The organism is Frateuria sp. GZRe12, from assembly GCF_051900535.1.
Lineage (GTDB): Bacteria > Pseudomonadota > Gammaproteobacteria > Xanthomonadales > Rhodanobacteraceae > Frateuria_A.
On sequence record NZ_JBHZGI010000004.1, the window covers coordinates 62330 to 86873 of the forward strand.

At 69.1% G+C, this 24544-nt stretch carries 25 protein-coding genes; 15 read left to right on the forward strand and 10 right to left on the reverse strand.

What is annotated here, in order from left to right; all coding sequences use genetic code 11:
• Window positions 1-8 precede the first annotated feature (8 nt).
• From ACFWZ4_RS10720 to purH, 3 genes are all read left to right on the forward strand, one after another.
• Window positions 9-788: a zinc-ribbon and DUF3426 domain-containing protein gene (locus tag ACFWZ4_RS10720; protein WP_439704672.1), complete on the forward strand. Its 780-nt coding sequence runs from the start codon at window positions 9-11 to the stop codon at window positions 786-788.
• A gap of 158 nt (window positions 789-946) precedes the next feature.
• Window positions 947-1237, forward strand: a complete 291-nt coding sequence (locus tag ACFWZ4_RS10725) for a helix-turn-helix domain-containing protein (RefSeq protein WP_439704933.1) — start codon at window positions 947-949, stop codon at window positions 1235-1237.
• 184 nt (window positions 1238-1421) lie between these two features.
• Entirely contained in the window at window positions 1422-3026 is a 1605-nt protein-coding gene (purH, locus tag ACFWZ4_RS10730; RefSeq protein ID WP_439704673.1) for a bifunctional phosphoribosylaminoimidazolecarboxamide formyltransferase/IMP cyclohydrolase, read from the forward strand.
• A 123-nt stretch (window positions 3027-3149) separates the two neighbouring features.
• Here the strand turns inward: purH and ACFWZ4_RS10735 are convergent, their stop codons facing one another.
• Window positions 3150-3434 (reverse strand): hypothetical protein, encoded by a 285-nt coding sequence (locus ACFWZ4_RS10735; protein WP_439704674.1) that lies wholly within the window; start codon window positions 3432-3434, stop codon window positions 3150-3152.
• A gap of 77 nt (window positions 3435-3511) precedes the next feature.
• Here ACFWZ4_RS10735 and ACFWZ4_RS10740 point away from each other — a divergent pair, with 77 nt between their 5' ends.
• On the forward strand, window positions 3512-4219 hold the full coding sequence (locus ACFWZ4_RS10740; protein ID WP_439704675.1) for a glutathione S-transferase: 708 nt from the start codon (window positions 3512-3514) through the stop codon (window positions 4217-4219).
• A gap of 37 nt (window positions 4220-4256) precedes the next feature.
• On the opposite strand, the gene ACFWZ4_RS10745 is transcribed toward ACFWZ4_RS10740, so the two are convergent.
• Both ACFWZ4_RS10745 and ACFWZ4_RS10750 read right to left on the reverse strand, forming a co-directional pair.
• On the reverse strand, window positions 4257-4688 hold the full coding sequence (locus ACFWZ4_RS10745) for an EamA family transporter (RefSeq protein ID WP_439704676.1): 432 nt from the start codon (window positions 4686-4688) through the stop codon (window positions 4257-4259).
• Between the two features lie 7 nt (window positions 4689-4695).
• Window positions 4696-5157, reverse strand: coding sequence for a DUF2782 domain-containing protein (locus tag ACFWZ4_RS10750; protein ID WP_439704677.1), 462 nt, complete (start codon window positions 5155-5157; stop codon window positions 4696-4698).
• Window positions 5158-5253: 96 nt separating this feature from the next.
• Between ACFWZ4_RS10750 and polA the strand changes: the two genes are divergently transcribed.
• The 3 genes from polA (at window position 5254) to ACFWZ4_RS10765 (ending at window position 10933) form a co-directional block, all read left to right on the forward strand.
• Window positions 5254-7980, forward strand: coding sequence for a DNA polymerase I (gene polA, locus ACFWZ4_RS10755; RefSeq protein ID WP_439704678.1), 2727 nt, complete (start codon window positions 5254-5256; stop codon window positions 7978-7980).
• 391 nt (window positions 7981-8371) lie between these two features.
• Window positions 8372-8590, forward strand: a complete 219-nt coding sequence (locus ACFWZ4_RS10760; protein WP_439704679.1) for a hypothetical protein — start codon at window positions 8372-8374, stop codon at window positions 8588-8590.
• A 57-nt stretch (window positions 8591-8647) separates the two neighbouring features.
• The gene (locus tag ACFWZ4_RS10765) at window positions 8648-10933 is read left to right on the forward strand and encodes an ATP-dependent DNA helicase (RefSeq protein WP_439704680.1); all 2286 of its coding nucleotides are present in this window, start codon (window positions 8648-8650) and stop codon (window positions 10931-10933) included.
• 91 nt (window positions 10934-11024) lie between these two features.
• On the opposite strand, the gene ACFWZ4_RS10770 is transcribed toward ACFWZ4_RS10765, so the two are convergent.
• The 7 genes from ACFWZ4_RS10770 to ACFWZ4_RS10800 form a co-directional block, all read right to left on the reverse strand.
• Window positions 11025-12308 (reverse strand): S8 family serine peptidase, encoded by a 1284-nt coding sequence (locus tag ACFWZ4_RS10770; protein ID WP_439704681.1) that lies wholly within the window; start codon window positions 12306-12308, stop codon window positions 11025-11027.
• Window positions 12305-12922 carry an anti-sigma factor family protein gene (locus tag ACFWZ4_RS10775; RefSeq protein ID WP_439704682.1) on the reverse strand — a complete coding sequence of 206 codons (618 nt, stop codon included), beginning with the start codon at window positions 12920-12922 and terminating at the stop codon, window positions 12305-12307. Before ACFWZ4_RS10775 ends, ACFWZ4_RS10770 begins: the two co-directional genes overlap by 4 nt.
• Window positions 12919-13503: a sigma-70 family RNA polymerase sigma factor gene (locus tag ACFWZ4_RS10780; RefSeq protein WP_439704683.1), complete on the reverse strand. Its 585-nt coding sequence runs from the start codon at window positions 13501-13503 to the stop codon at window positions 12919-12921. The genes ACFWZ4_RS10775 and ACFWZ4_RS10780 overlap by 4 nt, the downstream gene beginning before the upstream one ends.
• A gap of 81 nt (window positions 13504-13584) precedes the next feature.
• Window positions 13585-14292: a hypothetical protein gene (locus ACFWZ4_RS10785; protein ID WP_439704684.1), complete on the reverse strand. Its 708-nt coding sequence runs from the start codon at window positions 14290-14292 to the stop codon at window positions 13585-13587.
• A 46-nt stretch (window positions 14293-14338) separates the two neighbouring features.
• Complete coding sequence (locus ACFWZ4_RS10790; protein ID WP_439704934.1) at window positions 14339-14731, reverse strand: c-type cytochrome; 393 nt, start codon at window positions 14729-14731, stop codon at window positions 14339-14341.
• A 55-nt stretch (window positions 14732-14786) separates the two neighbouring features.
• Complete coding sequence (locus ACFWZ4_RS10795) at window positions 14787-16118, reverse strand: cytochrome C (RefSeq protein ID WP_439704685.1); 1332 nt, start codon at window positions 16116-16118, stop codon at window positions 14787-14789.
• Between the two features lie 43 nt (window positions 16119-16161).
• On the reverse strand, window positions 16162-16773 hold the full coding sequence (locus tag ACFWZ4_RS10800; RefSeq protein ID WP_439704686.1) for a cytochrome b: 612 nt from the start codon (window positions 16771-16773) through the stop codon (window positions 16162-16164).
• A gap of 385 nt (window positions 16774-17158) precedes the next feature.
• Here ACFWZ4_RS10800 and ACFWZ4_RS10805 point away from each other — a divergent pair, with 385 nt between their 5' ends.
• Genes ACFWZ4_RS10805 through ACFWZ4_RS10840 form a run of 8 tightly spaced genes read left to right on the forward strand, consistent with a single transcriptional unit; the run spans window position 17159 to window position 24542 of the window.
• Window positions 17159-17596, forward strand: a complete 438-nt coding sequence (locus tag ACFWZ4_RS10805; RefSeq protein ID WP_439704687.1) for a sugar 3,4-ketoisomerase — start codon at window positions 17159-17161, stop codon at window positions 17594-17596.
• Window positions 17581-18246 (forward strand): acetyltransferase, encoded by a 666-nt coding sequence (locus tag ACFWZ4_RS10810; protein ID WP_439704688.1) that lies wholly within the window; start codon window positions 17581-17583, stop codon window positions 18244-18246. The genes ACFWZ4_RS10805 and ACFWZ4_RS10810 overlap by 16 nt, the downstream gene beginning before the upstream one ends.
• A 2-nt stretch (window positions 18247-18248) precedes the next feature.
• Window positions 18249-19202, forward strand: coding sequence for a hypothetical protein (locus ACFWZ4_RS10815; RefSeq protein ID WP_439704689.1), 954 nt, complete (start codon window positions 18249-18251; stop codon window positions 19200-19202).
• Window positions 19189-20121 (forward strand): GNAT family N-acetyltransferase, encoded by a 933-nt coding sequence (locus ACFWZ4_RS10820; protein ID WP_439704690.1) that lies wholly within the window; start codon window positions 19189-19191, stop codon window positions 20119-20121. Before ACFWZ4_RS10815 ends, ACFWZ4_RS10820 begins: the two co-directional genes overlap by 14 nt.
• Window positions 20121-21248 carry a DegT/DnrJ/EryC1/StrS family aminotransferase gene (locus ACFWZ4_RS10825; RefSeq protein ID WP_439704691.1) on the forward strand — a complete coding sequence of 376 codons (1128 nt, stop codon included), beginning with the start codon at window positions 20121-20123 and terminating at the stop codon, window positions 21246-21248. Before ACFWZ4_RS10820 ends, ACFWZ4_RS10825 begins: the two co-directional genes overlap by 1 nt.
• Complete coding sequence (locus ACFWZ4_RS10830; RefSeq protein WP_439704692.1) at window positions 21245-22495, forward strand: O-antigen translocase; 1251 nt, start codon at window positions 21245-21247, stop codon at window positions 22493-22495. The genes ACFWZ4_RS10825 and ACFWZ4_RS10830 overlap by 4 nt, the downstream gene beginning before the upstream one ends.
• Complete coding sequence (locus ACFWZ4_RS10835) at window positions 22492-23412, forward strand: glycosyltransferase (protein WP_439704693.1); 921 nt, start codon at window positions 22492-22494, stop codon at window positions 23410-23412. The genes ACFWZ4_RS10830 and ACFWZ4_RS10835 overlap by 4 nt, the downstream gene beginning before the upstream one ends.
• Entirely contained in the window at window positions 23409-24542 is a 1134-nt protein-coding gene (locus ACFWZ4_RS10840) for a hypothetical protein (protein WP_439704694.1), read from the forward strand. The genes ACFWZ4_RS10835 and ACFWZ4_RS10840 overlap by 4 nt, the downstream gene beginning before the upstream one ends.
• Window positions 24543-24544: the final 2 nt, after the last annotated feature.

Here is a 24544-nt window from a genome sequence, read left to right on the forward strand (position 1 = left end):
TTGCCGGCATGTACACCCAGTGCCCCGACTGCCGCACGGTCTTCTCGCTCGACGCGAGCGTGCTGGCGCATGCGCGCGGGGCGGTGATATGCGGCAATTGCGAAACCCTGTTCGACGCGCTGGACACGCTCGCCGACCAGTTGCCGCCCGAACCCTTCCGGCAGCTCCCGGGCACCACCCGCTCCGAAGAAGCACCCAAGCTCGACGTGGCGATCTACCGTCCGCGCGAAGACGTGCCCGTCGCCGCCGTCGAACCGGCGCCGGCGGCGCCCGCGTTCACCCCGCGCTTCGTCAACGAACGGCGCGCCCCGCGCCAGCGCCCGCGACGCTGGCCATGGCTGCTCACCTGCATGCTGCTGGCGCTGTTGCTGGCGGCGCAGGTGGCCTGGGCCAAGCGCGACGTGCTGATCGCAAACCCGTCCATCGGTGCGTGGTTGCGCCAGGCCTGTACCTCGCTGGGCTGCCAGCTGCCGCTGGTTCGCGACGTGCATCGCCTGCACCTGGTCGCACGCGACGTGCAGGCGCATCCCAGCGTGCCCGGCGCGTTGATGATCAGCGCCAACGTCCGCAACGACGCACCGTTCGCGCAGCCCTACCCGGTGGTTTCGCTGACGCTCTCCGACGCCGATGGACACCGCGTGGCGATGCGCCGCCTGCACCCGTCCGAATACCTGGACGATGACGCGGTGCTGCGCGCCGGCCTGGCGCCTGGCGCCAGTGCAGCGCTGTTGATCGAAGTCGCCGACCCCGGCAATCGCGCGGTCGCATTCGAATTCGGTTTCGAATGAAACGAAAAGTCGCGGGCGCCAGCACTTAAAATTATCGGCCGTCGCCGGTACACTCGCCCCCTCGCGCATGCGGTCATCGCATGCCAAGCGCGCCATGCCGGCGAGATCCACCACCACCCTTGCAGCGGCCACGCAGCCGCCGCGTCGCTCGTGAGGTACTGCCTGTGAACGCCGTCCGATTGCCTGTCAACGAGGCCATCCGGGAGCCCCAGTCGTCGCAGAGCGCGCTGGGCGAGTGCGTCAGCCGTACCGTGCGCCGCTACCTGGCCGACATTGGCGACACCGAATGCGACGAAGGCCTGCACGCACTGGTGATCCGTGAAGTCGAAGGACCGCTGCTGCGCGAAGTGCTGGCGTTCCATGACGGCAACCAGAGCCGCGCCGCGGCCGTGCTGGGCATCAACCGCGCCACGCTGCGCAAGAAGCTCTCCGCGCACGGCCTGCTGTAATCCCTTGTTCCCCCGTGGGAGCCCGCATGTGGGCGTCGCCGTTAGGGGAATCGCGAAAAGGTATCGCCCGCAATCGGGTTTCCATGCAAACCCGTTCGCGTGCGTTTGGACGTTTGGCCGTCCAAAACGACATGCCCTCCCGCCCGCGTTATAATCGACGGCTTCCCCCACCCTGGAAGCCGCCATGCCCGCCGTCACCCCGATCCGCCGCGCCCTGCTCAGCGTCTCCGACAAGACCGGGCTGATCGAACTCGGCCGGCGCCTTGCCGCCAAGGGCGTGCAACTGCTTTCCACCGGCGGCAGCGCCAAGGCGCTGCGCGAAGCCGGTATCGCGGTGACCGACGTCAGCGAGCTGACCAGCTTCCCCGAGATCATGGACGGCCGCGTCAAGACGCTGCATCCGAAGGTGCATGGCGGCCTGCTCGGCCGGCGCGGAACCGACGACGCGGTGATGGCCGAACTCGGCATCGCGCCGATCGATCTGCTGGTGCTCAACCTCTATCCGTTCGAGCAGACCGTCGCCAAGCCCGGCTGCACGCTGGAGCAGGCGATCGAGAACATCGACATCGGCGGCCCGGCGATGCTGCGTTCGGCGGCGAAGAACTGGGCAGACGTTGCCGTTCTGACCGCGCCGGAACAATACGAGGAGGCGCTCGCCGAGATCGAGCGCGACGGCGGCCTTTCACGCGCCAGCCGCTTCAAGCTGGCGGTGGCCGCGTTCAACCGCGTGTCCGACTATGACGGCGCGATCAGCGACTATCTCTCGTCCCTCAAGCTCAACGAAGCGCACGACGCGATCGCCGGCCACGAAGCCTTCGGGGGCCAGGCCAACGGCCGCTTCGTCAAGCTCATGGACCTGCGCTATGGCGAGAATCCGCACCAGAGCGCCGCGTTCTATCGCGACCTGTATCCGGCGCCGGGTACGCTCGCGACCTTCCGCCAGTTGCAGGGCAAGGAACTGTCGTTCAACAACATCGCCGACGCCGACGCGGCGTGGGAATGCGTGCGCAGCTTCGTCAAGCCGGCCTGCGTGATCGTCAAGCACGCCAACCCGTGCGGCGTGGCGGTGAGCCTGGACGGCATCGGCACGGCTTACGACCTTGCGTTCCAGACCGATCCGACCTCGGCTTTCGGCGGCATCATCGCGTTCAACCGCGAGGTCGACGGTGCCACCGCGCGCGCCATCGTCGAGCGCCAGTTCGTCGAGGTGGTGCTGGCGCCGGGTTATGCCGACGAGGCACTGAAGGCGTTCGCGAAAAAGGGCAACGTGCGTGTGCTGGAAATCCCGGCGCCGGCCGACGGCGACCTGCGCGCTCCGCACCCGGGCATGAACGTCAAGCGCGTGGGCTCGGGCCTGCTGATCCAGACCGCCGACACCGGGATGATCGGCGCGGCCGACCTCAAGGTCGTCACGAAGCGTGCGCCCACGCCCGAGCAGATCGACGACCTGATCTTCGCCTGGAAGGTGGCCAAGTTCGTCAAGTCCAACGCGATCGTCTACGCGAAGAACCGGCAGACCATCGGCATCGGCGCCGGCCAGATGAGCCGTGTGTACAGCGCGAAGATCGCCGGCATCAAGGCGGCCGACGAGAAGCTCGAAGTGCGCGGATCGGTGATGGCCTCGGACGCCTTCTTCCCGTTCCGCGACGGCATCGATGCGGCGGCCGAGGCGGGCATCGCGGCGGTCATCCAGCCCGGCGGCTCGATGCGCGATGCCGAGGTCATCGCCGCGGCGGACGAGCACGACATGGCGATGGTGTTCACCGGCGTGCGGCACTTCCGCCATTGAGTTTTGGAACCCCTCTCCCGCCGGGACAGGGGTTCGTGGCGAGGGTCCGGGCGAACGCGTTCCGCGGCGAGATCGAACCCTCATCCGTCGCTGCGCGTCGCCTTCTCACGGACGAAGAGGAAACTACACGAAGCGCTGCACCAACCGCCGCCACTCCTGCTCCGGAGCATCGTTGCAGAACGGCAGCCCGGCCCGCCCATACCAGTAGCGGGCATTGTCCAGATCGCCTTCGAGCCGGTGCACGTGCGCGTGGATCGCGGCGGCGCCGGAGTCATCCAGCAGCTGCACCAGATGGTGCGCACGCTCGGGCTCGCCGTGGCCCAGCCACCACAGCGGCTGCAGATGGTCGGACAGGCCGGCGGGCGGCATGCCGCCGGCGAGCGACGCTTCGAACCGGGCCTGGTCCATACGGGTGCCGATTGTGCGCCCTCACGGCGCCTTGTGGTATCGATTGCGAGGCTTGGCCTATACGCGGAGGCCAAGCGATGACCTACGAGCTTTACTACTGGACCGGCATCCAGGGGCGCGGCGAGTTCGTCCGCCTCGCACTGGAAGATGCCGGCGCGGACTACATCGACGTCGCCCGCCATCGCGGCGATGCGGTGATGGATCCCTTCCTCAGCGGCGAGAGCACCGAGGACGCACTGCCCTTCGCCCCACCCTTCCTCCGCGCCGGTCACCTGCTGATCGCGCAGACCGCCGCCATCCTGGCCTACCTGGGCCAGCACCTGCGGCTGGTGCCCGAGGGCGAGGCGCGGCGCATCCACGCCAACCAGCTGCAGCTGACCATCGCCGACCTGGTGGCGGAGATCCACGACAGCCACCATCCCATCGCCGCCAGCCTCTACTACGAGGACCAGCGGCAGGAAGCGAAACGCCGCGCCGCCGACCTGCGCAAGCACCGGCTGCCGAAGTACCTGGGCTATTTCGAGCAGGTGCTGGCGCGCTCGGATGGCCGCCACGCGCTGGGCGAGCACTCCTACGTCGACCTGTCGCTGTTCCAGCTGATGGCCGGCCTGGACTACGCATTCCCCAACACCATGCGCGGCCTGCGCAAGGATCTGCCGCGACTGTGCGCGCTGGCCGAAGAGATTGCGCAACGCCCGCGCATCGCCGCCTACCTCGCTTCGCCGCGACGCCTGCCGTTCAACGACCAGGGCATCTTCCGCCATTACCCCGAGCTGGACGGTTAGCCCGAGAATCCCCTTGCAGGAGCGGCCATCGCGATGTTCAGAACAACGCGATGACAACGGCACCGGCGACGATCAGCCCCCCGCCGACCAGCATCGGCGCGCTCGGCTTCTCGCCCAGGAACACCAGCCCGAGCACGATCACCATCGCCACGCTGAGCTTGTCGATCGGCGCGACCTTGCTCACCGGTCCGAGCTGCAGTGCGCGGTAGTAGCAAAGCCACGACAGACCGGTGGCCACGCCGGAGAGGACCAGGAACATCCAGCTGTGCCACGGCAGTCCCGCCGGGCGAGCCCACTCGCCGCGCAGGCTAAGGATGCCGGCGGTGACGGCGAGGATCACCAGCGTGCGGATGAAGGTGGCCAGGTTGGAGTTGATCCCGGCCACGCCAAGCTTGCCGAACAGCGCGGTGAGCGCCGCGAAGAACGCCGAGCCCAGCGCGAACAGCAGCCAGCTCTGGCGCGGGTCCATGGCCGGATCAGTCACCCGTGGAGGACGCCGGCGCGGGCTTGGACTTGCCCCACTCCAGGATCTTGTACATCACCGGGCGCGTCGGCTTCTGGCCGTGCTCGTCGACCAGCCGGCCGCTCGGGTCGACCATGTAGGTCTGCGCGATGCCGTTCGGCGGCGTGACCACCACCATGTAGAGCTGGCCGCTGCGGCGGTATTCCTGCACCACGTTCTCACCCTGCTGATGCACGCTGACCTCGGGCATCGGCTCGCCCGAGCGGATCGGCGCGGGTTTGCGCGGCAGCAGCGAGGTATTGGCCGGCGCCGGCGTCGCAGCCGGCTTCTGGGCCGGCGCCGGCGCGGTCGCCTTGACGCCCGGATCGTTCATCCCCGGCGGCGGCGGCACGTTCACCGGCGGCGGGGTGGACTGGGCAAAAGCAGGCGCGGCCAGGAGCGCGGGGACGAAAACGAGCGCGGCGGAGAGCTTCATGGCTTCGGGTCCGGGGATGTGTGCCGCGAGCATAGCAGCGGCCCTGGCGCGGCCCGGTGAACCGCGACCTCATGGCACGCGTGCGAGAATGGTCCGATGGCACAGCTCATCCTGATCGACGGCTCCTCCTACCTCTACCGCGCCTTCCATGCGCTGCCGCCGCTGACCAACGCGCGCGGCGAACCGACCGGAGCGCTGTTCGGCGTGGTCAACATGCTGCGCGCGACGCTGAAAGCGCAGCCGGAGTACCTGGCCTTCGTCTGCGACGCGCCCGGGCGCACGTTCCGCGACGAGATCTACGCCGAGTACAAGGCCAACCGCGCGGCGATGCCCGACGACCTGCGCGCGCAGGTCGAGCCGATGATGGCGATCGTCGGCGCGCTCGGTTTCCCGATCCTGTGCGTGCCCGGCGTGGAGGCCGACGACGTGATCGGCACGCTGGCGCTGGCGGCCGCGGCGCAGGGCATCGACGTGACGATCTCCACCGGCGACAAGGACCTGGCCCAGCTGGTCGGCCCGCACGTCAAGCTGATCAACACGATGACCAGCACCACGCTGGACATCACCGGCGTCACCGACAAGTTCGGCGTGCCGCCGGAACGCATCGTCGACTTCCTCTCGCTCACCGGCGACAGCATCGACAACGTACCTGGCGTGACCAAGTGCGGCCCCAAGACCGCAGCCAAGTGGCTGGCCGAGTACGGCACGCTGGACGGCGTGATCGCCAACGCCGACAAAATCGGGGGCAAGATCGGTGAATACCTGCGCGAAGCGCTGCCCAAGCTGCCGCTTTCGCGCGAGCTGGTCACCATCCGCACCGACCTTGAACTCGAGCACGGCCCGACCGATCTCACCTTGCGAGAGCGCGAAACCTCCACGTTGCGCGAGCTCTTCACCCGCTACGAATTCAAGGCGGCGCTCAGGGAACTGGACGCCGAAACGCTCGGCGAACCGGGTCCCGCGCCGGCCGCGGCGGCCGCTTCCGCACCAGCCACGCCGCCGCCTGCTGCCGCGAAGCCCGGCGACTACGAGCTGGTCACCTCGCCGGAGCGCTTCGAGCACTGGCTGCAGCAGCTGCGCGACGCGCCGCTGATCGCCTTCGACACCGAAACCAGCGACATCGACGCCATGCGCGCCGAGCTGATCGGCCTGTCCTTCGCGGTGGAGTCCGGCAAGGCCTGCTACATCCCGGTCGCGCACGATTACCCCGGCGCGCCATGGCAACTGGATCGCGAACAGGTGCTGCATGCGGTCAAGCCGCTGTTCGAGGATCCCTCGCGGCCGAAGCTGGGCCAGCACGCGAAGTACGACATCAACGTGCTGTCGCACTACGGCATCAGCGTGCAGGGCCTGCAGCACGATTCGATGCTGGCCTCCTATATCTGGAACGCCACCGCCACGCGCCACGACATGGATTCGCTGGCCAGCCGCTACCTCAACTACCAGACCATCCGGTACGAAGACGTCGCCGGCAAGGGCGCCAAGCAGATCCCGTTCTCGCAGGTCGACCTGGACACCGCCTGCCGCTACGCCGCCGAGGACGCCGACATCACCCTGCGGCTGCACGAGGCGCTGCAGCCGATGCTCGACTCCGTGCCGGCGCTCAAGCGTGTCTACGAGGAGATCGAGGTGCCGCTCGCACCCATCCTCGCCGGGATGGAACGCAAGGGCGTGCTGATCGACATCGACGAACTGCGCAAGCAGAGCCAGGAGCTGGGCAAGCGCATGCACGAGCTGCAGCAGCAGGCCTACGCCGAGGCCGGCTGCGCGTTCAGCCTGGACTCGCCGAAGCAGCTGCAGGCGATCCTGTTCGACCAGCTGGGCTTGCGCGCGAAGCTCAAGACGCCCAAGCGCCAGCCCTCGACCAACGAGGAGGCGCTGGAGGCGATCGCCGACGACCACGCGCTGCCGCGACTGATCCTGGACTACCGCGGCCTGGCCAAGCTGCGTTCCACCTATACCGACAAGCTGGCGCAGATGGTCAACCCGCGCACCGGCCGCGTGCACACCTGTTACCACCAGGCCGCGGTGGCGACCGGGCGCATTTCCTCCTCCGATCCGAACCTGCAGAACATCCCGGTGCGCACCGACGAGGGCCGGCGCATCCGCGCGGCCTTCATCGCGCCGCCGGGCTGGCTGGTGATGGCGGCCGACTACTCGCAGATCGAGCTGCGCATCATGGCGCACCTGTCTGGCGACGAAGCGTTGCTGCGCGCCTTCAAGAGCGGCGGCGACGTGCACCGCGCTACCGCCGCCGAAGTGTTCGGCGTGGCGCCCGAGGACATCACGCTCAACCAGCGCCGCGCCGCCAAGGCGATCAACTTCGGCCTGATGTACGGCATGAGCGCATTCGGCCTGGCGCGGCAGCTGGGCATCGACCGCGGCGAGGCGAGCGACTACATGGCGCGCTACTTCTCGCGCTTCGCCGGCGTGCGCGCCTTCATGGACGCCACCCGCGAGCAGGCCCATCGGGACGGCTACGTGGAAACCATCTTCGGGCGGCGGCTCTACTTGGAGAACCTCAAGGCCCGCAACCAGGCGCTGCGTTCCGGCGCCGAGCGGGCGGCGGTGAACGCGCCGATGCAGGGCAGCGCGGCAGACATCATCAAGCGCGCGATGATCGCCATGGGTTCCTATCTCCGCGATCGCACCGACGCGCACATGCTCATGCAGGTGCACGACGAACTGGTCTTCGAGGTGCAGGAAGATGCCGTCGACACGATGCGCCAGGCGGTGATCGAGCGGATGTCCGGCGCCGCCGAGCTGGCCGTGCCGCTGGTCGTGGACGTTGGCGTCGGGTCGAACTGGGAGCAGGCGCACTAGCAACCTGCTTTCGAGTCCTCTGCGTCCGGGGAGAGGGTTGGCTGAGGACCGGGGCTCGCGTGACAGTTAAAAATGCGTCTGGCCGAATCTGCTCCTCCCCAACGGCAGCGGAGCAGGATCTTGCGAATGAACGAACCCTGACCTGTTCCGGTCCTCGCCGGCGGGCTCCTTGAAACTTTCCTACCCCGGACGCATCCAATGTTCCGGATGCACGCAACGGCATCCACCGACCCGTCCACCTCCCTGAGCGGGTCATCCGGATGCGAACCTCTCCCCTGGGCTTCGCATCCAACCCCGGCCCCGAAGGTTCCCCCTAGCCTTCGGGGCTTTTTTTCGCCCGTTCACGGCCGAGCCCGCTAAGATCGGCCGAACTCAAACGAGGAGGCGGCTCATGCGTGCAGGACTCATCATCGTCGGCATCATCCTGTTGGTCGCGGGCATCTGGGTGACCCTTGGCAACGGCAGCTATTCGCAGACCGATACCGTGGCCCAGCTGGGGCCGGCCAAGATCTCGGCCACGCACGAGAAGGCGGTGCCGCAGTGGGTGGGCATCGCGGGCATCGTGGTCGGCGGTTTGCTAACCATCGGCGGTTTCGTCAAGAAGGGATGATCCCCTGCCGCGCCGCGTTCGCGCGGCGCACTTGACCGGCGCCGGTACAATGGGTCGATGGATGTTTCGTACCTGATCGACTCGTTGAACGACGCGCAGCGCGAAGCCGTCTGCGCCCCGCCCGGCCACTACCTGGTGCTGGCCGGCGCCGGCTCCGGCAAGACCCGCGTGCTGACCCACCGCATCGGCTGGCTGACCCAGGTCGAGCGCGTGCCGCCGTGGGCCATCCTGGCGGTCACGTTCACCAACAAGGCCGCCGGCGAGATGCGCGCGCGGCTGGATTCGCTGATCCCCGGCGGCACCACCGGCCTCACCGTCGGCACCTTCCATGGCATCGCCCACCGCCTGTTGCGCCGGCATTGGCGCGAGGCCGGTCTGCCGGAAGGTTTCCAGATCCTCGATGCCGATGACCAGCAGCGGCTGGTCAAACGCGTCGTCGCGGGCCTTGGACTGGACGAGGCAAAGTTCCCGCCGCGCCAAGCGACCTGGCAGATCAACGGCTGGAAAGACGAGGGCAAGCGCCCGGACACCATCGAACACGGCAACCACCCGGTCACCCGCACGCTGGTGCCGATCTACCAGGCTTATGAAGATGCCTGCCGACGCGCCGGCCTGGTCGACTTTGCCGAACTGCTGCTGCGCGCGCACGAGCTGTGGCTGAAGAACCCCGCCGTGCTGGAGCATTACCAGCAGCGCTGGCGCCACCTGCTGATTGACGAGTTCCAGGACACCAACGCGCTGCAGTACGCATGGATCCGCGTGCTGGCCGGCAACGTCGGCAAGGTGTTCGCCGTCGGCGACGACGACCAGTCGATCTATGGCTGGCGCGGCGCGAAGGTGGAGAACATGCAGCAGTTCCTGCGTGACTTCCCCGGCGCGCGCACGATCAAGCTGGAGCAGAACTACCGCTCGACCGCCACGATCCTGAAGGCTGCCAACAGCGTGATCGCGCGCAACGGCGGCCGGCTGGGCAAGCAGTTGTGGACCGCGGGGGAGGACGGCGAGCGCATTGCGCTCTATGCCGCCTACAACGAACAGGACGAGGCGCGCTTCGTGATCGAGCGCATCCGCGAATACGTCAACGAGCACGGCAGCGCGAAGGACTGCGCGATCCTGTACCGCTCCAACGCGCAGTCGCGCAACTTCGAGGAACAGCTCAGCCAGCGCAGCATTCCCTACCGCGTCTACGGCGGCCTGCGCTTCTTTGAGCGCGCCGAGATCAAGGACGCTCTCGCCTACCTGCGCCTGACCGCCAACCGGCACGACGACGCTGCCTTCGAGCGCGCAGTGAACACTCCGCCGCGCGGCATCGGCGACCGCACGCTGGACGTGCTGCGCCGCCGCGCGCGGGCCGAGGGCAGCTCGATGTGGGAAGCGGCGCTGGGCGAGTTGACCGACGGGCGCGAGCTGGCTGGCCGCGCGAAGAACGCGGTGAAAGCCTTCCTGGCGCTGATCGACCAGATGGCCAAGGCCTTCGCTCCCTCTCCCCTCCGGGGAGAGGGCTGGGGTGAGGGGTCGGGCTTGCCGGAAGTCGCCGCTCCGAACGGCCCCTCACCCAACCCTCTCCCCGGAGGGGAGGCAGATCAAAGCGGCCTCACCCTCGCCGAGCAGATGGACCATGCCATCACCCACACCGGCCTGCGCGATCACTACGAAAAGGACAGCCGCGGCAACGGCGAAGCGCGCGTTGAAAACCTGGACGAGCTGGTCAACGTCGCCAGCCGCTTCGCCATGACTCCCGAAGACGTCGAGGCAGGCCTCACCGAACTGTCCGCCTTCCTCTCCCACGCCGCGCTCGAGGCCGGCGAAGGCCAGGGCGAAGCCTGGGACGACTGCGTGCAGTTGATGACGCTGCATTCGGCCAAGGGCCTGGAGTTCCCGCTGGTGTTCCTGGTCGGCATGGAGGAAGGCCTGTTTCCCAGCCAGCGTTCGACCGAGGACGAGAGCCGGCTGGAGGAGGAACGCCGCCTCGCCTACGTCGGCATCACCCGCGCACGCGAACGGCTGGTGGTCACCCACGCCGAATCGCGCCGCATGCACGGCACCGAGATGCTCGCCCGTCCCTCGCGCTTCCTGGCCGAGATGCCGCCGGATCTGGTCGATGAAGTGCGCCCGCGCGTGCAGGTCAGCCGGCCGATGTACGCCGGCCGCTACACCGAGCCCGCCTCGCTGCAGGAAGACCTGCCGGTCAAGCTCGGCCAGCGCGTCAGCCACCCGAGCTTCGGCGAGGGCGTGGTGGTCAGCGCCGAAGGCAGCGGTGCGCACACGCGGCTGCAGGTCAACTTCGCCGGCAGCGGCAGCAAGTGGCTGGTCGCCGCCTACGCCAACCTCACGCCGTTGTAGCCGCAAGTGTCCTTGCAGGAGCGCACCTGTGCGTGCCCACCCTCGCGGTGAAGCGCAGGCGCAGGCGCACGGCGCGCGCGCTTTGTTGGGCTCAACGCCGCAGCCGCGCGACGGCTGCCGCGGCGTCCACCTGCAGTCCTCCGGGCGTGTGCTTGCTGCTGTCGAGCAGGATCCGGTGCACCGCCTGCGCGCTCAGCCGTGGATCGAGGGAAAGCAGCAACGCGACGATGCCGCTCACGTGCGCGGCGGCCATCGAGGAGCCTGAGCTGAAGTCGTAGCCCCCGCCCGGTTCGGTGCTGAGGATGTCGTGTCCTGGCGCACCGAGCACGCCGGCCGGCGCGGGCGTGTCGGCGGTGACGCGCACCACCAGCACGCCGGGTGTGCCGTCGGGAAAGCCGCCCAGGTTGCCGCTCGGCGGCAGTGCCGCCACCACGATGCGTCCTTCTTCCAGCAATTGCCCGAGCAATTGCCCCAGCAACGGATCGGCCGGGCCGCCCAGGCTCAGGTTGATGACGCGGGTATCGGTGTCGATGATCGCCGCCAGCGCCTTGGCCAAAGTGAAGGAGTTGCAGCGCGCGCCGCGGGCGTCCGCGCCGGCGTACCAGCAGGCCTTGTACACGCTGATCGCCGCATCGGGCGCGATGCCAACGATGCCCTGCCGATTGTTGGCGGTCGCCGCGATGATCCCGGCCACCTCGGTGCCGTGGCGGTCCTCGCGAAAGGCCCGCGCGTCGTCGTTGACCAGGTTCTGCGTGGCGACCACGCGCCCCTCGAGGTCCGGATGGGCAACGTCCACGCCGGTGTCGACCACGGCGACGCGCGTGTCCTGCCCCTGGCTCGCGCTGTGCGCGAGCGCGGCGTCCGTCTCGACGAAGCCGCGCTGCAGGTCCGCATAGGGATCGTTGTAGCGCTGCGGCTGCGCGGACTGGTCCGCATAGGTGTCGTACTCGTGCAGCGGTTCGGCCAGTGCCACGCGCCCGTCTTTCGCCAGCGCCTGCAGCATCGCCTCGCGGGTGGTGCCCGGCGGCGGCTGCAGCACGATGCAGTAGAGCTTGAGCGCCCTGATCGGCCAGCCGGCGACTTCCGTCCAGCCGTAATGCTGCTGGAGGTCGGTCAGCATGGCCGAGGCGCGCCGCCCGGCGCCGTAATGCGCCGGCGCCGCGTAGCCGAGCAGGCTCGAACCGGCATGCATCGGCGGCGGATCGAGCGGATTGGCCACGGCCAGGACGATGTCGCGCCCGCTGTCCATCGAGGCGACGCCAGTCGTCGTGGCGACATCGCCCTGCGCGCGCGCCACGCGCCTCGTCGACGCACAGCCGGCCAGGCCGAGCGCGAGTGCGGCCAGCACGAACACACCGGCGTTGCGCAATGTCATGGCCGGGCGTCGGCGGGCTCGGCCAGGCGGATGCCGCGTGCTGCGCGCAGGCGCTCGAGCGTGTCCTGCGCCGAGCCACGGGCCGCCACTACCGTGTAGGCGCCGACATCGTTGGGCCCGTCGACCACCTTCAGGTCCAGGCCGCGCAGCAGCGCGTCCCAGTCGGCCAGTTTCATGCCGGCATCGGGCACCACGTGGATCGAACCCCGCGCCACCGGCGCGATGTCCTGGCTCAGCGTGCGGTAGACCGGCACCGGGTTTTCCGACCAAAGCTTCGCGCCGAGGATGCCGATGCCGACCGCCTGCACCAGCACCGCCGCGACCAGCGCCCGGCTCAGCCAGGGGCTGGCGCGCGCGGGCCGCGAAACCTCCGCCGGTTCGGGCTGGTCCAGCCGCGCCATCAGGCGATCGAGCCCCGCGTTGGGGTCGAGCCCGACCTCGGCCGGCAGCGTCAGCGCCAGCCGCAGCCGGCTCTGCTGTTCGAATTCGGTGCGGCAGGCCTCGCAGTGTGCGAGGTGATCGGCCAGCCACTCATTGTCTTGCGGTGTCGCGTTGCCCTGCAAAACCCAGGGCATGGCCTCCCAGGCACGGGCGCACCTGTTCGGAAAGGTCATGGCATGTTCTCTTGATGCGTGATCGATTCGCCCGCCAGCGCCGGCAGCACGTTGCGCAGTTTCACCCGCGCATAGAAAAGACGCGCCTTCACCGTCCCCACCGGGCATTGCATGATGACCGCCACGTCGTCGAGGCTGTGGCCCACGCCGTAGACCAGCTCGACCACCACGCGCTGGTCGACCGACAGACGTTCCAGGCCCTTGGCGAGCCAGTCGCGCAATTCGCGGTCATCGCCGGGGTCGTGCGCGGAGGCGCGCTCGTCGCGCACCGGGTCGTCCTCGATCGGCTCATCGCCGTGCTGGCGCAGGGCCTTCAGCCCGCAGCGGTAGGCGATGCCCATGATCCAGGTCGACACGCGCGAGTCGCCGCGAAAGCCGGCGGCTTTCTGCCAGGCGATCCAGAAGCAGTCGTTGATGACTTCCTCGATCACGTCCGGCCGTCGGGTCAGCCGCGACAGGAAGCGGCACAGCCGGCCGTGGTAACTGCGATAGAGCACCGCCAGTGCGCCGCGATCGCCCGCGGCCATGCGCTGGAGCAGCATGCGGTCGGTGTCGTCGTCGTGGGTGTCGGTGTCGTTCATGGGACGGCTCAGGCTCCGGTGCGAAGGCGGCCATTTGCCCGGTAGGTGCCCATGCGGGCGGAAAAGGTTGCTCCAGGGATGTCAGAACGACCAGGACACCGTGGCCATCCAGGGCGACAGGCCGCCGGTGCCGCGCCGGGCGCGGGGTGCATCGTCGGTGGCGATGCGGTCGAGCTCGACACGCCAGCGGTCCCCGCTCCACGCCAGTCCGGCCTGGCCGTAACGGTAATACGCCGAGCCTTCGCCGTAGTAGCGGTAATAGCCGTAGCCCCGCTGGAACCGCGCCACGCCGGCCCCCGCCAGCAGCGAGACATGGCGTGTCAGTGGCCAGCGCAGGTTGGCCTCGGCCACCGGGTTGGTGCGTGCGTCGGGGCTGCCGACCGGGCGCCGCGCGGCCAGGTTGAGGGTGAGGATGTCGCGGTAGATCCACGCCAGGTCGGCCTCCGCCCGCCGATAGCCGCGCGCGCGTTCGCGCCGGGGGGCGTCGTAGTAGAGGGCACTCGCCTGCATCTGCCAGTTGGTCGACAAGGGCCAGGAATACGCCACGTGCAGCAAGCTTTCGGCCAGCCGCGTCGAACGCAGCTCGCTGGCCGCCGCCACGCCGAAGGACCAGCCGCTCGGCGCATCCCAGCGCAGCTCGCCCTGCAGGACCGGCCGGGTGGAGGTGAGCGGCAGGCCGCGATCGACCAGTTGCGAGGTCAGCGCCACCGTGCCGCCGAACGGGGCGGCCTGGGCATGCAGCGGAGCGCGAGGGAGCGCCAGCGCAAGTGCAGCGAGACCGACCGGCAACACACGGCCCGGCCGCGAAAACGCAACGAGCCGGCCCTGGCCCCGGTCAGTGCACCGTGCCCAGGAAGCGGATGAGATCGTCGCGCTGCTCGGCGTCATCCAGGCCATCGTATTTCATTTTCGTACCCGGATTGGCCTGCTTCGCCGGCTGCGAGAGGTACCACTGCAGCTTGTCCGGCGTCCATGTCCAGTCCGCGCGTTCGAGCGCGTCCGAATAGCGGTAGTCCGGCAGCGCGCCGGCATGGCGCCCGACGATGCCGGCCAGGCTGGGCCCTTTCTTGTTGCGTCCCGCGCGGATGCTGTGGCATTCGCTGCATTCGGAACGGAACACGTCCCTGCCCGCGTCGGCGTCGCCGGCGAGCACCGGCCGCGGGCCCGCGAGCGGGCCCAGCAGCAGCCAACCCACGGCGATGAGCGGCAGGCGGCGCCGCTGGAACAGCTTGGTCACGTTGCACTCCCGATGTTTCGCTTGCGCTCGCCCGTGGCATGCCGCGCTAGAACATGACGCTGGCGGAAACGAAGAACGCGTCCAGGTCCGACGCGTCCGTGCCCGGCGTACCCGGCGGCGCGCCGAAAATGTTGGAACGGCGGCCATTGAACCGGGTGAAGCGGAACCAGCTGACCGCCAGCTTGAGGTTGGCGGCGGTGGTCCAGGCGTCGTCCTTGCCCCACGGCGTCCAGTACAGGCTGAACAGGTTGCTGGTCGTGGCCGGGTCGCCCGGCGGTCCATAACGCACCGGATCGCGCGAGCCGGTGCTCATCAGATGGGTGGCGCTGATGCCATAGCTTTGCCGGAAGGTGTACGTGGCCGTCAGCACCTGGTCGTGCGCCGTGGCATGCGAGGGCGCGCCGGGAACCGCCACCGCACCGCCGTAATGGCGCCGCTCCAGGATGTTCGCGTAGTTCAGCTGGACGATGTGCTCGCGGTTGCCCAGGTACTGCCAGGTCAGGTCGTAGCCGAGATCGGTGATGTCGTCCGCCAATGCGCTGCGCGGCCGGCGTCGCTGGGTGTTCAACGCCACCACGCCGGCAGAGAAGAACTGTCGCTTCAGATCCTTCATCCACGCCAGGCGGAAGTAACCGGTGCCGCTCAGCCGGCCCGGATCGCCCGAGCGCGAGTAGCCCAGGTCGTCCTGCTGCGAGACCGCCAGCGAGCGGTAGCTGCCGATCTCGGCGTACCACTGCGCGTCGTAGAAACCGTAGACGCCTCCCCCGATCACGCGATGGGCAAGCGAACCCGGGCTGGACGGATTGAGCAGCGTCCCGGTGACGCCGGGCGGGCCCAGGTAGGCCGGCGCCGGGAGCGCACCGACCGGGTCGTCGAAGCCCGGGTTGTTGTTCAGGCTCACGCCCAGCACCAGGTCGCGCCCGTCCAGTTCGAGGTCGTGCGCCACGTAACGCAGGTCGACGTTGCTCAGCCTGGTGTCGTAGCCGCCATCACTCTGGTGGTCGGCCTCGATCTTGACGAAACCGCCCACGTGCTCGGTCAGCCGGCCGGCAAGGTAAAGGTCTGCCTCGGTGAGGTTGGTCGAGCTGTCGCCGCGTCTGGGGTCGCTGTACTGGGCGATCAGCTGTCCGGCGAGCGGCACCTTCGTACCCTCGCCGTCAGTCTCGGTGAAGCCATTGATCTTGAAGCGCATGCCGTAGGGCGTGAGTGCCGGGCCGTAGGCGGCCGCATGGCAGTCCGCGCAGGCCGAGCCGGTCTGCCGCGCGAACGCCGCGGTCGCCTGCACCGACGTGCTGGCCGAAAGCAGCAACAGCACCACGAGCCAACCCGCGAGAGCCGGTGCGCGCCGCTGTGTCGGTCGATCGGAATGGAACGGCATGGATACTCCTTGTTTGCGGAACAGGCGAAGGTCGTGCTGCCGATCAACGGCGTTTCGGCCACATGCCGCGAAGCACCGCATCGCGCAGCACGAAGTGGTGCCAGAGCGCGGCCGACACGTGCAGCAGCGCCAGCGCGAGCAGGACCCAGGCCGCGTCCTGGTGCCACGCCAGCAACTGGTCGGCCAGGTCGAAATCGGGTGCCACCAGGCGCGGCAGGGGCAGCCCGAGGAAATGCACCCGCTTGCCCTGCGCATCGCTGAGCAGCCAGCCGAGCAGGGGCAGGGCCAGCACCGCGGCATACAGCGACGCGTGGGTGAGCCCGGCTGCGGCGCGCATGGATTCGCTGGAGCGGGCGAGTTCCGGCAACGGTCCCAACCAGAAGCGCAGCACGATACGCACGGCGAAAAGGCCAAGCACGCAGAGGCCAAGGTGGCGATGGACGTCCAGCAGTCCATTGCGCAAGGGACGGGCGTCGACCTGGGTGCGGGCCAGGATCACGGCCGCCGCCAGCACGAGGCACAGCACGGTGAGCCAGTGCAGTCCCACCAGTGCGCGCGGCCGGGCCGGCGTCGGAACTGTCGTGTCGGGCCCGGTCTGGATCGGGCCCGCGATACCACCACCGTCGATGCCGGCCTTGTCGTCTGCCGCTGCCATGCGCCCTGTTTCGTGTTGCGGTTTGTCGTGAAAGGCCAGTCGCGGCAACACCGCGAGGCGGGAGGTTTCAGGCGAATGAGTGCGCGGCCACGCGCGAAAGGTTGTCGCGCTCGCTTATCGCGGCAGGCAGAACCTCAGCGCGCGAAGTCCACGAAAGAGCGGCCGCCCTGCTCCCTCTCCCCTCCGGGGAGAGGGCTGGGGTGAGGGCCGCTCTTGCGACAAACCTTCCACGAAGCATGGGCTGCCCGCGATGCAGGGACGCACGAGCCAGCTTCCCCGCGAGCCCCGCCCCTCACCCACTTCCCTCCCCGGACCCAACCTTCCACCAACCGGCCGGCACTTAAGCGAGGTGAGTCGTCCACGACGCATCCGTTGGCCGAAGGACATGGACATCAAGCGCATCCAGTTGCAGTCGCACGGGGACCACCGGGGCATGCTCATTGCCCTGGAGCCGGAGCGGAACGTGCCGTTCCCGATCCGCCGCGTGTACTACCTGTTCGCCACCCGCCAGAACGTGCATCGCGGGCGCCACGCACACCGCCACCTCAACCAGTTGGCGATCACCGTGCGCGGCTCGGTGAAATTCATGCTCGACGACGGCAGCGGCCCGACCGAAGTGGTGCTGGACGATCCCTCGCAGGGGCTGCTGCTCGGGCGCATGGTCTGGCGCGAGCTGTACGACTTCAGCGACGACTGCGTGCTGATGGTGCTGGCCGACCAGCCCTACGACCCGGACGACTACATCACCGACTACGACCTCTTCCTCAAAGAGGTCAACGCCGAGCTCTACCCGGCGGGGCTGGTGGCATGTCTCGACCGCTAGTCCTCGTCGGCGCCGGCGAGTTCGCGCAGATCGCCTGCGAATACTTCCAGCACGACAGCGACTACGACGTGCTGGCCTTCAGCGTGGAGCGCGATTACCTCGTGCAGCCGCAGCTGGCCGACCGCCCGGTACTGCCCTGGGAAACGCTGGAACAGCACTACCCGCCCGGCGAGGTGGAACTGTTCGTGGCGATCCCGGCCAGCCAGCTCAACCGGTTGCGCCGGCGTTTCTACCTGGAAGCCAAACACCGCGGCTATAAGCTGGCGACCTACGTCAGCTCGCACGCCTTCGTCTGGCGCAACGCCGAGGTCGGCGAGAACTGCTTCATCTTCGAGAACAACGTGATCCAGCCGTTCGTGCGCGTGGGCGACGACTGCGTGCTGTGGAGCGGCAACCACGTAGGCCACCGCACGGTGATCGAGGACCACGTGTTCGTGTCCTCCCACGCGGTGATCTCCGGCTACTGCCGCATCGGCGAAGGCAGCTTCATCGGCGTCAACGCGACCTTCAACGACGGCGTGAAGGTCGCCCCCTACAACGTCATCGGCGCGGGCGCGCTGGTCACCCGCGATACCGAACCGGGACGGGTCTACGTCGGCTCGCCGGCGAAGGCGATGCCCAACCGCGCCAGCTTCGGCGTGAGCCTGTAGCCATGTTCGCCTGGCAGAAGAAGGGGCTGGTGTTCGACACCGCGCGGCGCAGCATGGGCGCCTGGATGCGCCACTCCGCGCTGACGCCGACGCCGGTCGCGCTCGATGACGAACGCATCCGCGTCTACGCCGGCTTCCGAGACCTCGAGGGCGTCAGCCGCATCGGCTACGTCGACCTGCGCGCGGACGATCCGACCCGGGTGATCGGTGTCAGCCGCGAGCCGGTGCTGGACATCGGCCGCGGCGGCTGCTTCGACGACAACGGCATGATCCTGGGCGACGTCGTGCACGGCCCGGGCGGGCTGCACCTGTTCTACGTCGGCTTCCAGCGCGTGGCGCGGGCCAAGTTCCTGGCCTTCACCGGACTGGCGCTGTCCAGCGACGGCGGCGAGCACTTCCGCCGCGTACAGGAGACGCCGATCCTCGACCGCGCACCCGGCCGCAGCACGATCGCCGCCGTGCACTCGGCGCACTACGACCAAGGGCGCTGGCGGCTCTGGTATGCGGCCGGCGACGACTGGGAGCAGATCGACGGCAAGCCCTTCCCGCGCTACCACATCCGCTGCGCGGAAGCGGCCAGCCTCGACGCGATCCCGCGCGCCGACCACGCCTGCCTGCTGCCGCGCGGCAGCGAATACCGCATCGGCCGTCCGCGGGTGTACCGCCTGGACGGCCGCTACGTCATGTATTTCACCCGCGGCAACCGCAGCGGCGACTACTTCCCCGGCGTGGCGGCAAGCGGGGACGGCCTGACGTGGGCGCGCCACGACGAAAGCCTGGGCCTTGCACTGTCGGAGCACGGCTGGGACTCGCGCACCCTCTGCTACCCGGCGCTGCTGTTCCAGCGCGACCGCGTGCTGATGTTTTACAACGGCAACGACATGGGCGTGGACGGCTTCGGCGTGGCCGAGGCACGCCTGCATGTGCGTGCAGGTGCCGCCCATGTTCAGGCTTAGGCCCTACGCGCCCTCCGACGCGGCGGCATGGGACGCGCTGGTGGCGCGCTCGCGCACCGGCAATCTGCTGCACCGGCGCGGCTACATGGACTACCACGCGGAGCGCTTCACCGACTGCTCGCTCATCGTCGAGCGCGACGGCGAACCGGTCGCCGTTTTTCCCGCCAGTCGCAACGGCCGGGTGGTCACCAGCCACGGCGGCCTCACCTACGCCGGCCTGCTGTCGACCGCCGCGCTGCGCGCCGAGCCGACGCTGGCGGTGTTCACGCAGATGGCCGCGCATTTCCGCGCCGCCGGCATGCGCCGCGTGCTCTACAAGGCGGTGCCGTCGATCTTCCACGCCTATCCCGCCGAGGAGGATCTGTACGCCCTGCATCGCCTGGGCGCCCACCTGGTGCGGCGCGACCTCTCCTCGGTGATCGCGCTGCGCGAGGGCTACCGCTTCTCCGCCGAGCGGCGGCGCGACATCCGCCACGCGCGCGAGGCCGGCGTGCGGATGGAAGCCGGCGGCGACCTGGCTGCGTTCCACGCACTGCTCACCGAGGTGCTGAAGCGGCACGAGGCAACCCCGACGCACAGCCTGGACGAACTGCGCCTGCTGCAGTCGCGCTTCCCGCGGCAGATCCTGCTGTACACCGCACACGTCGGCAGCGAGCTGCAAGCCGGCGCGCTGGTCTACGACTTCGGCCGCGTAGTGCACACGCAATACCTGGCCGCCTCCGAGGCGGGCCGGCACAGCTGTGCGCTCAGCCTGCTGCTGGGCGAACTGATCGGCAACGTCTACGCCGACCGCCACTGCTTCAGCTTCGGCATCTCCACCGAGCAGGAAGGCCGCGTCCTCAACGGCGGCCTGGTGACGCAGAAGGAGCGCTTCGGCGCGCGCGCCGTGGTGCATGACTTCTACGAGTGGCCGCTGTGATGGAAATGCCGCGCATCGACGTGCCGTTCCTGAGCCTCAAGGCGGTCAACGCCCGCCACGCCGACGAGCTGAAGGCTGCGGCCGCGCGCGTGATCGACTCGGGCTGGTACGTGCTGGGCGAGGAGCTGGCCGCGTTCGAGCGCGAGTTCGCCGCCTGGTGCGGCGTGCGCCACGCGATCGGCGTGGGCAACGGGCTGGATGCGCTGGCGCTGCTGCTGCGCGGCTACATCGAGCTGGGCCGGCTGGCCGAGGGCGACGAGGTGATCGTGCCCGGCAACACCTTCATCGCCAGCTTCCTGGCGATCACCGGCAACCGGCTGGCGGCGATCCCGGTGGAACCGGACCCGGCCAGCTTCAACCTCGATCCGGCGTGCGTGGAAGCGGCGATCGGTCCGCGCACGCGGGCGATCATGGCGGTGCACCTGTACGGCCAACTCGCCGACATGCCGGCGCTGCGCGCGCTCACCGAGCGGCACCATCTGCTGCTGATCGAGGACGCCGCGCAGGCGCATGGCGCCGCGCTTGACGGCCGCCGTGCCGGCGCCCTCGGCGATGCGGCCGGCTTCAGTTTTTTCCCCACCAAGAACCTGGGCGCACTGGGCGACGCCGGCGCCGTCACCACCGATGACAACGCCCTCGCGCACTGCGTGCGGGCGCTGCGCAACTACGGCTCCGAGGAGAAGTACCGGCACCGCCTGCGCGGCACCAACTCGCGGCTGGACGAACTGCAGGCCGCGCTGCTGCGGGTGAAGCTCCGGTACGTCGACGAAGACACCCGCCTGCGCCGGCAGGTCGCGCGGCGCTATCTCGACGGCATCCGCCATCCGGGCATCGCCCTGCCGTTCGTGGCGCGCGACGACGCCCACGCCTGGCACCTGTTTGTGGTGCGCTGCCGCCATCGCGACGCGCTGCAGCGCCACCTGCTCGCCTGCGGCATCCAGACCCAGGCGCACTATCCGGTGCCGCCGCATCGGCAACCGGCCTATGCCGGACTGCTCGACGTCCACCTGCCGCTGACCGAGCGCCTGCACGAGGAAGTGCTCAGCCTACCGCTCGGCCCGACGCTGGTCGATGCCGATGTCGAACGCGTGATCGCCGCGGTCAACGCGTTCCGGAGCCCGGCATGAACATCGCGCGGGCCAGCCTGTATTCCACCGCCGCCACCGCGGCGCGGCTGGTCGCGGCGCTGGTGGTGGTCAAGCTGGTCGCATCGTTCGCAGGGCCCGAGGGAATCGGCAAGCTGGGCCAGTTCATGAGCCTGATGTCGCTGCTGGCCGTGCTCGCCGGCGGCGGCATCAGCGCCGGGCTGGTGAAGTACGTGGCCGAGTACCGCGAGGACCCGGCCAGACTCTCGCGGCTGCTCGCCTCGGCGCTGTGGTACGCGCTGTGCACCTCCTGCCTGATCGGCTGCCTGGCCCTGCTGTGCAGCCGGCCGCTGGCGCTGTGGCTGCTGGACGACGCGCGCTACCAGGGCCTGATCCGCACGCTGGCCGTGGCGCAGCTGGGCATCGCGCTGGTCAACTACCTGTTGGCCGTGATCAACGGCTTCATGGACGTGCGACGCCTCGCGCTGGTGCAGGTCGCGGGCTCGGCGATCAGCATCACCGTGGCGCTGGTGCTGTCGGCGTGGCTGCACCTGTACGGCGCGCTGCTGGCGCTGATCCTGGGCCAGGTGCTGTGGCTGGCGATCGGGCTGCCGGTGTTCCGGCGCAGCCCGTACTTCCGACCCGGCATGTGGAAGGCGCGCTTCGACGGCGAGATGACCGCGCGGCTGGCGACCTTCTCGATCATGACGCTGAGCTCGGCGGTGCTTTCGCCGCTGGTCAACATCGCGGTGCGCTCCCACCTGGCCGCGCAGTTCGGCTGGGTGGACACCGGCTACTGGCAGGCGGTGACGCGGGTATCGGACGCCTACCTGCTGTTCCTCACCGCGGCGATCAACATCTACTACCTGCCCAAGCTCGCCGCCACCCATGAGCGCGACGCGCTGGCACGCGAGCTGGTCCAGGGCTGGCGCTTCCTGCTGCCGGTCGTGGTCGCGCTGGCGTTGGCGATCTGGCTCGCGCGCGGCTGGATCACCCGCTTCCTGTTCACCAGCGATTTTTCGCTGGCCAACACGCTGTACGGGCCGCAGCTGATCGGCGACGTGATCAAGATCGCCTCGTTCGTGCCCTCCTACGTGATGCTGGCCAAGGCGATGACGCGAGTGTTCGTCGCGTCCGAATGCGTGTTCGCGCTGACCTACCTGGTGCTGGTGCACCTGCTCACCGCGCGCTTCGGGCTGGTCGGCGCGGTGTACGCCTTCACCGCCAACTACGCGCTGTACCTGGGCTTCACCCTGGTGGTGGCGCGGCGCTACCTGGAGCGCCTATGAGCGCGCCGCTGGTCTCGGTCCTGATCCCCGCGTTCAACCACGAGCGCTTCGTGCAGCGCTGCCTGGACAGCGTGCTGGAAGACCCGTGGCCGGACAAGGAACTGGTGATCATCGACGACGGCTCGACCGACGGCACCGGCGAGCGCATAGCGACCTGGGTGTCCCAGCACGCGCGCGAGATCCCGGTGCGCTTCCTGCGTCGCCCGAACAGGGGCGTGGCCGCCACGCTCAACGAACTGGCCGCGCTGGCACAGGGCGAGTTCCTGCGGCTGGGCGCCAGCGACGACTATTTCCTGCCCGGCGGGCTGGAAGCGCAGGTGCGCTACCTGCAGGCCCACCCGGGCAAGCAGGCCGTGGTCGGCGACTCGATCGTCATCGACCAGCACGACCGGTGCCTGCACGAAAGCGGCATGTGCGGACTGCACCGCGCCGACAAGCGGCTCTACCGCACCGATGCCGGCATCCGTCGCGCGGTGATCGGCCAGTGGGCGGTCGGCGGCGCGGTGGTGCTGCTGCGTCGGGACGCGCTGCAACGCTTCGGTGGCTGGACCGAGGGCCTGCGCATCGACGACTGGGATTTCTTCCTGCGCCTGGCCGCGCGCGACGCGCTGGGCTTCATCGACGTGCGCGTGTGCGCCTACCGCATGCACGAGGCCAACCTGAGCAAGACCCGGCATGTCGCCACGCGCGTGTCCAACCTGGTCGAATCGCGCCACGTCGCGCTGCGCCACGCGCGCTTGTTCGAGGGCGCGGACCGCATCCTGCTCAAAGCCCAGGCGCACTACATCGGCGCCAAGATCGCGTTCCTGCGTCGGCGGCCCGTTGCGCTCGCCTGGCACATGGCCGCCTACCTCGCCCTGGCCGCGTTCGCCCGTACCGGCCTGCCCGCGTCACCGACCCTCGCGAGGCACGCATGACACTGCTGCGCTTCCCTTCCCTCTGGCTCGCGTTGCCGCTGCTGTTCGCCTGCGCGGTGACGCTGCTTACCTACGACCTGCCCGAAGGCTACGGCGAGGGCATCACGCTCCTGGCCAGCTGCGCCGGCGCGGTGCTACTGCTGGACCTCATGGTGGGCAACCGGCTGCCGCCGCTGGCGCGCTTCCGCCTGCGCGAATACGCCGGCACGCGCGAGGGGTTCGTCGCGCTGGCCTTCGCGCTCGCCGTGCTGGCGTTCTGCCTGCTGGACCTGCTGCTGTTCCCGGTCGCGCTGGTGGACGATCCGCACGCCTACGCCACGATGGAAGGCGGCCGCGAGCACATCCGGCACATCTCGGACATGTGCTGGGTGCTGCCGCCGGTGGGCCTGCTGTGCGCGCGCAAGCGCTGGCTGCGCCGGTCGCTGGTGGTCGCGGGCCTGGTCTTCCCGATCCTGGTGATCGACCGCAACCGCCTGCTCAACGGCCTGTTCGCGCTGGCGCTGGTGATCGTGCTGCGGCGGGACGAACACGCGCCGCTGCCGTGGAAGCGCATCGTGCTGATCGTGCTGGCCGGCGCCACCGTGTTCTCGGTGCTGGGCATGCTGCGTTCCGGTCCCCTCGAGGGCCTGACGCTGCCTTTCGGCGACCTCTATCGCGCCTCGCCGCAGGGCATCAAGTGGCTGCTGCTCTACATCAGCGCCGGGCCGTACAACTTCGGCGCGATCGAGGCGAAGCACTACCTCGACGCCAGCTTCCTGCTCCACCAGACGGTGCCGCTGAGCGGCTCGGTGGCGACCGCCGGCACGTCCATTCCGCTGGATTCGCCGACGGTCAACGTCGGCACGGAGTTCTTCCCGTTCCTGATGGCCTGGGGCCCCGCCGGCGCCGCGGCGGCGGTGTTCGCGCTGTACCTGTGGCTGCAGTGGAGCGTGCGCCGGCTGTGGCCGAACGTGTCGCTGTTCGGGCTGCTGGTCTTCCTGCGCATGGCCTACGTCTGCCTGATGGCGCCGTTCGCGCCGCAGGCGTTCATCTGGACCAACGTCGACTTCATCGCGCTGTGCCTGCTGCTGCAGCTGTTCGCCGCGTGGCTGCCGGTGCGCGCCCCCACGCTTTCGACCCACCCGACCTGAGT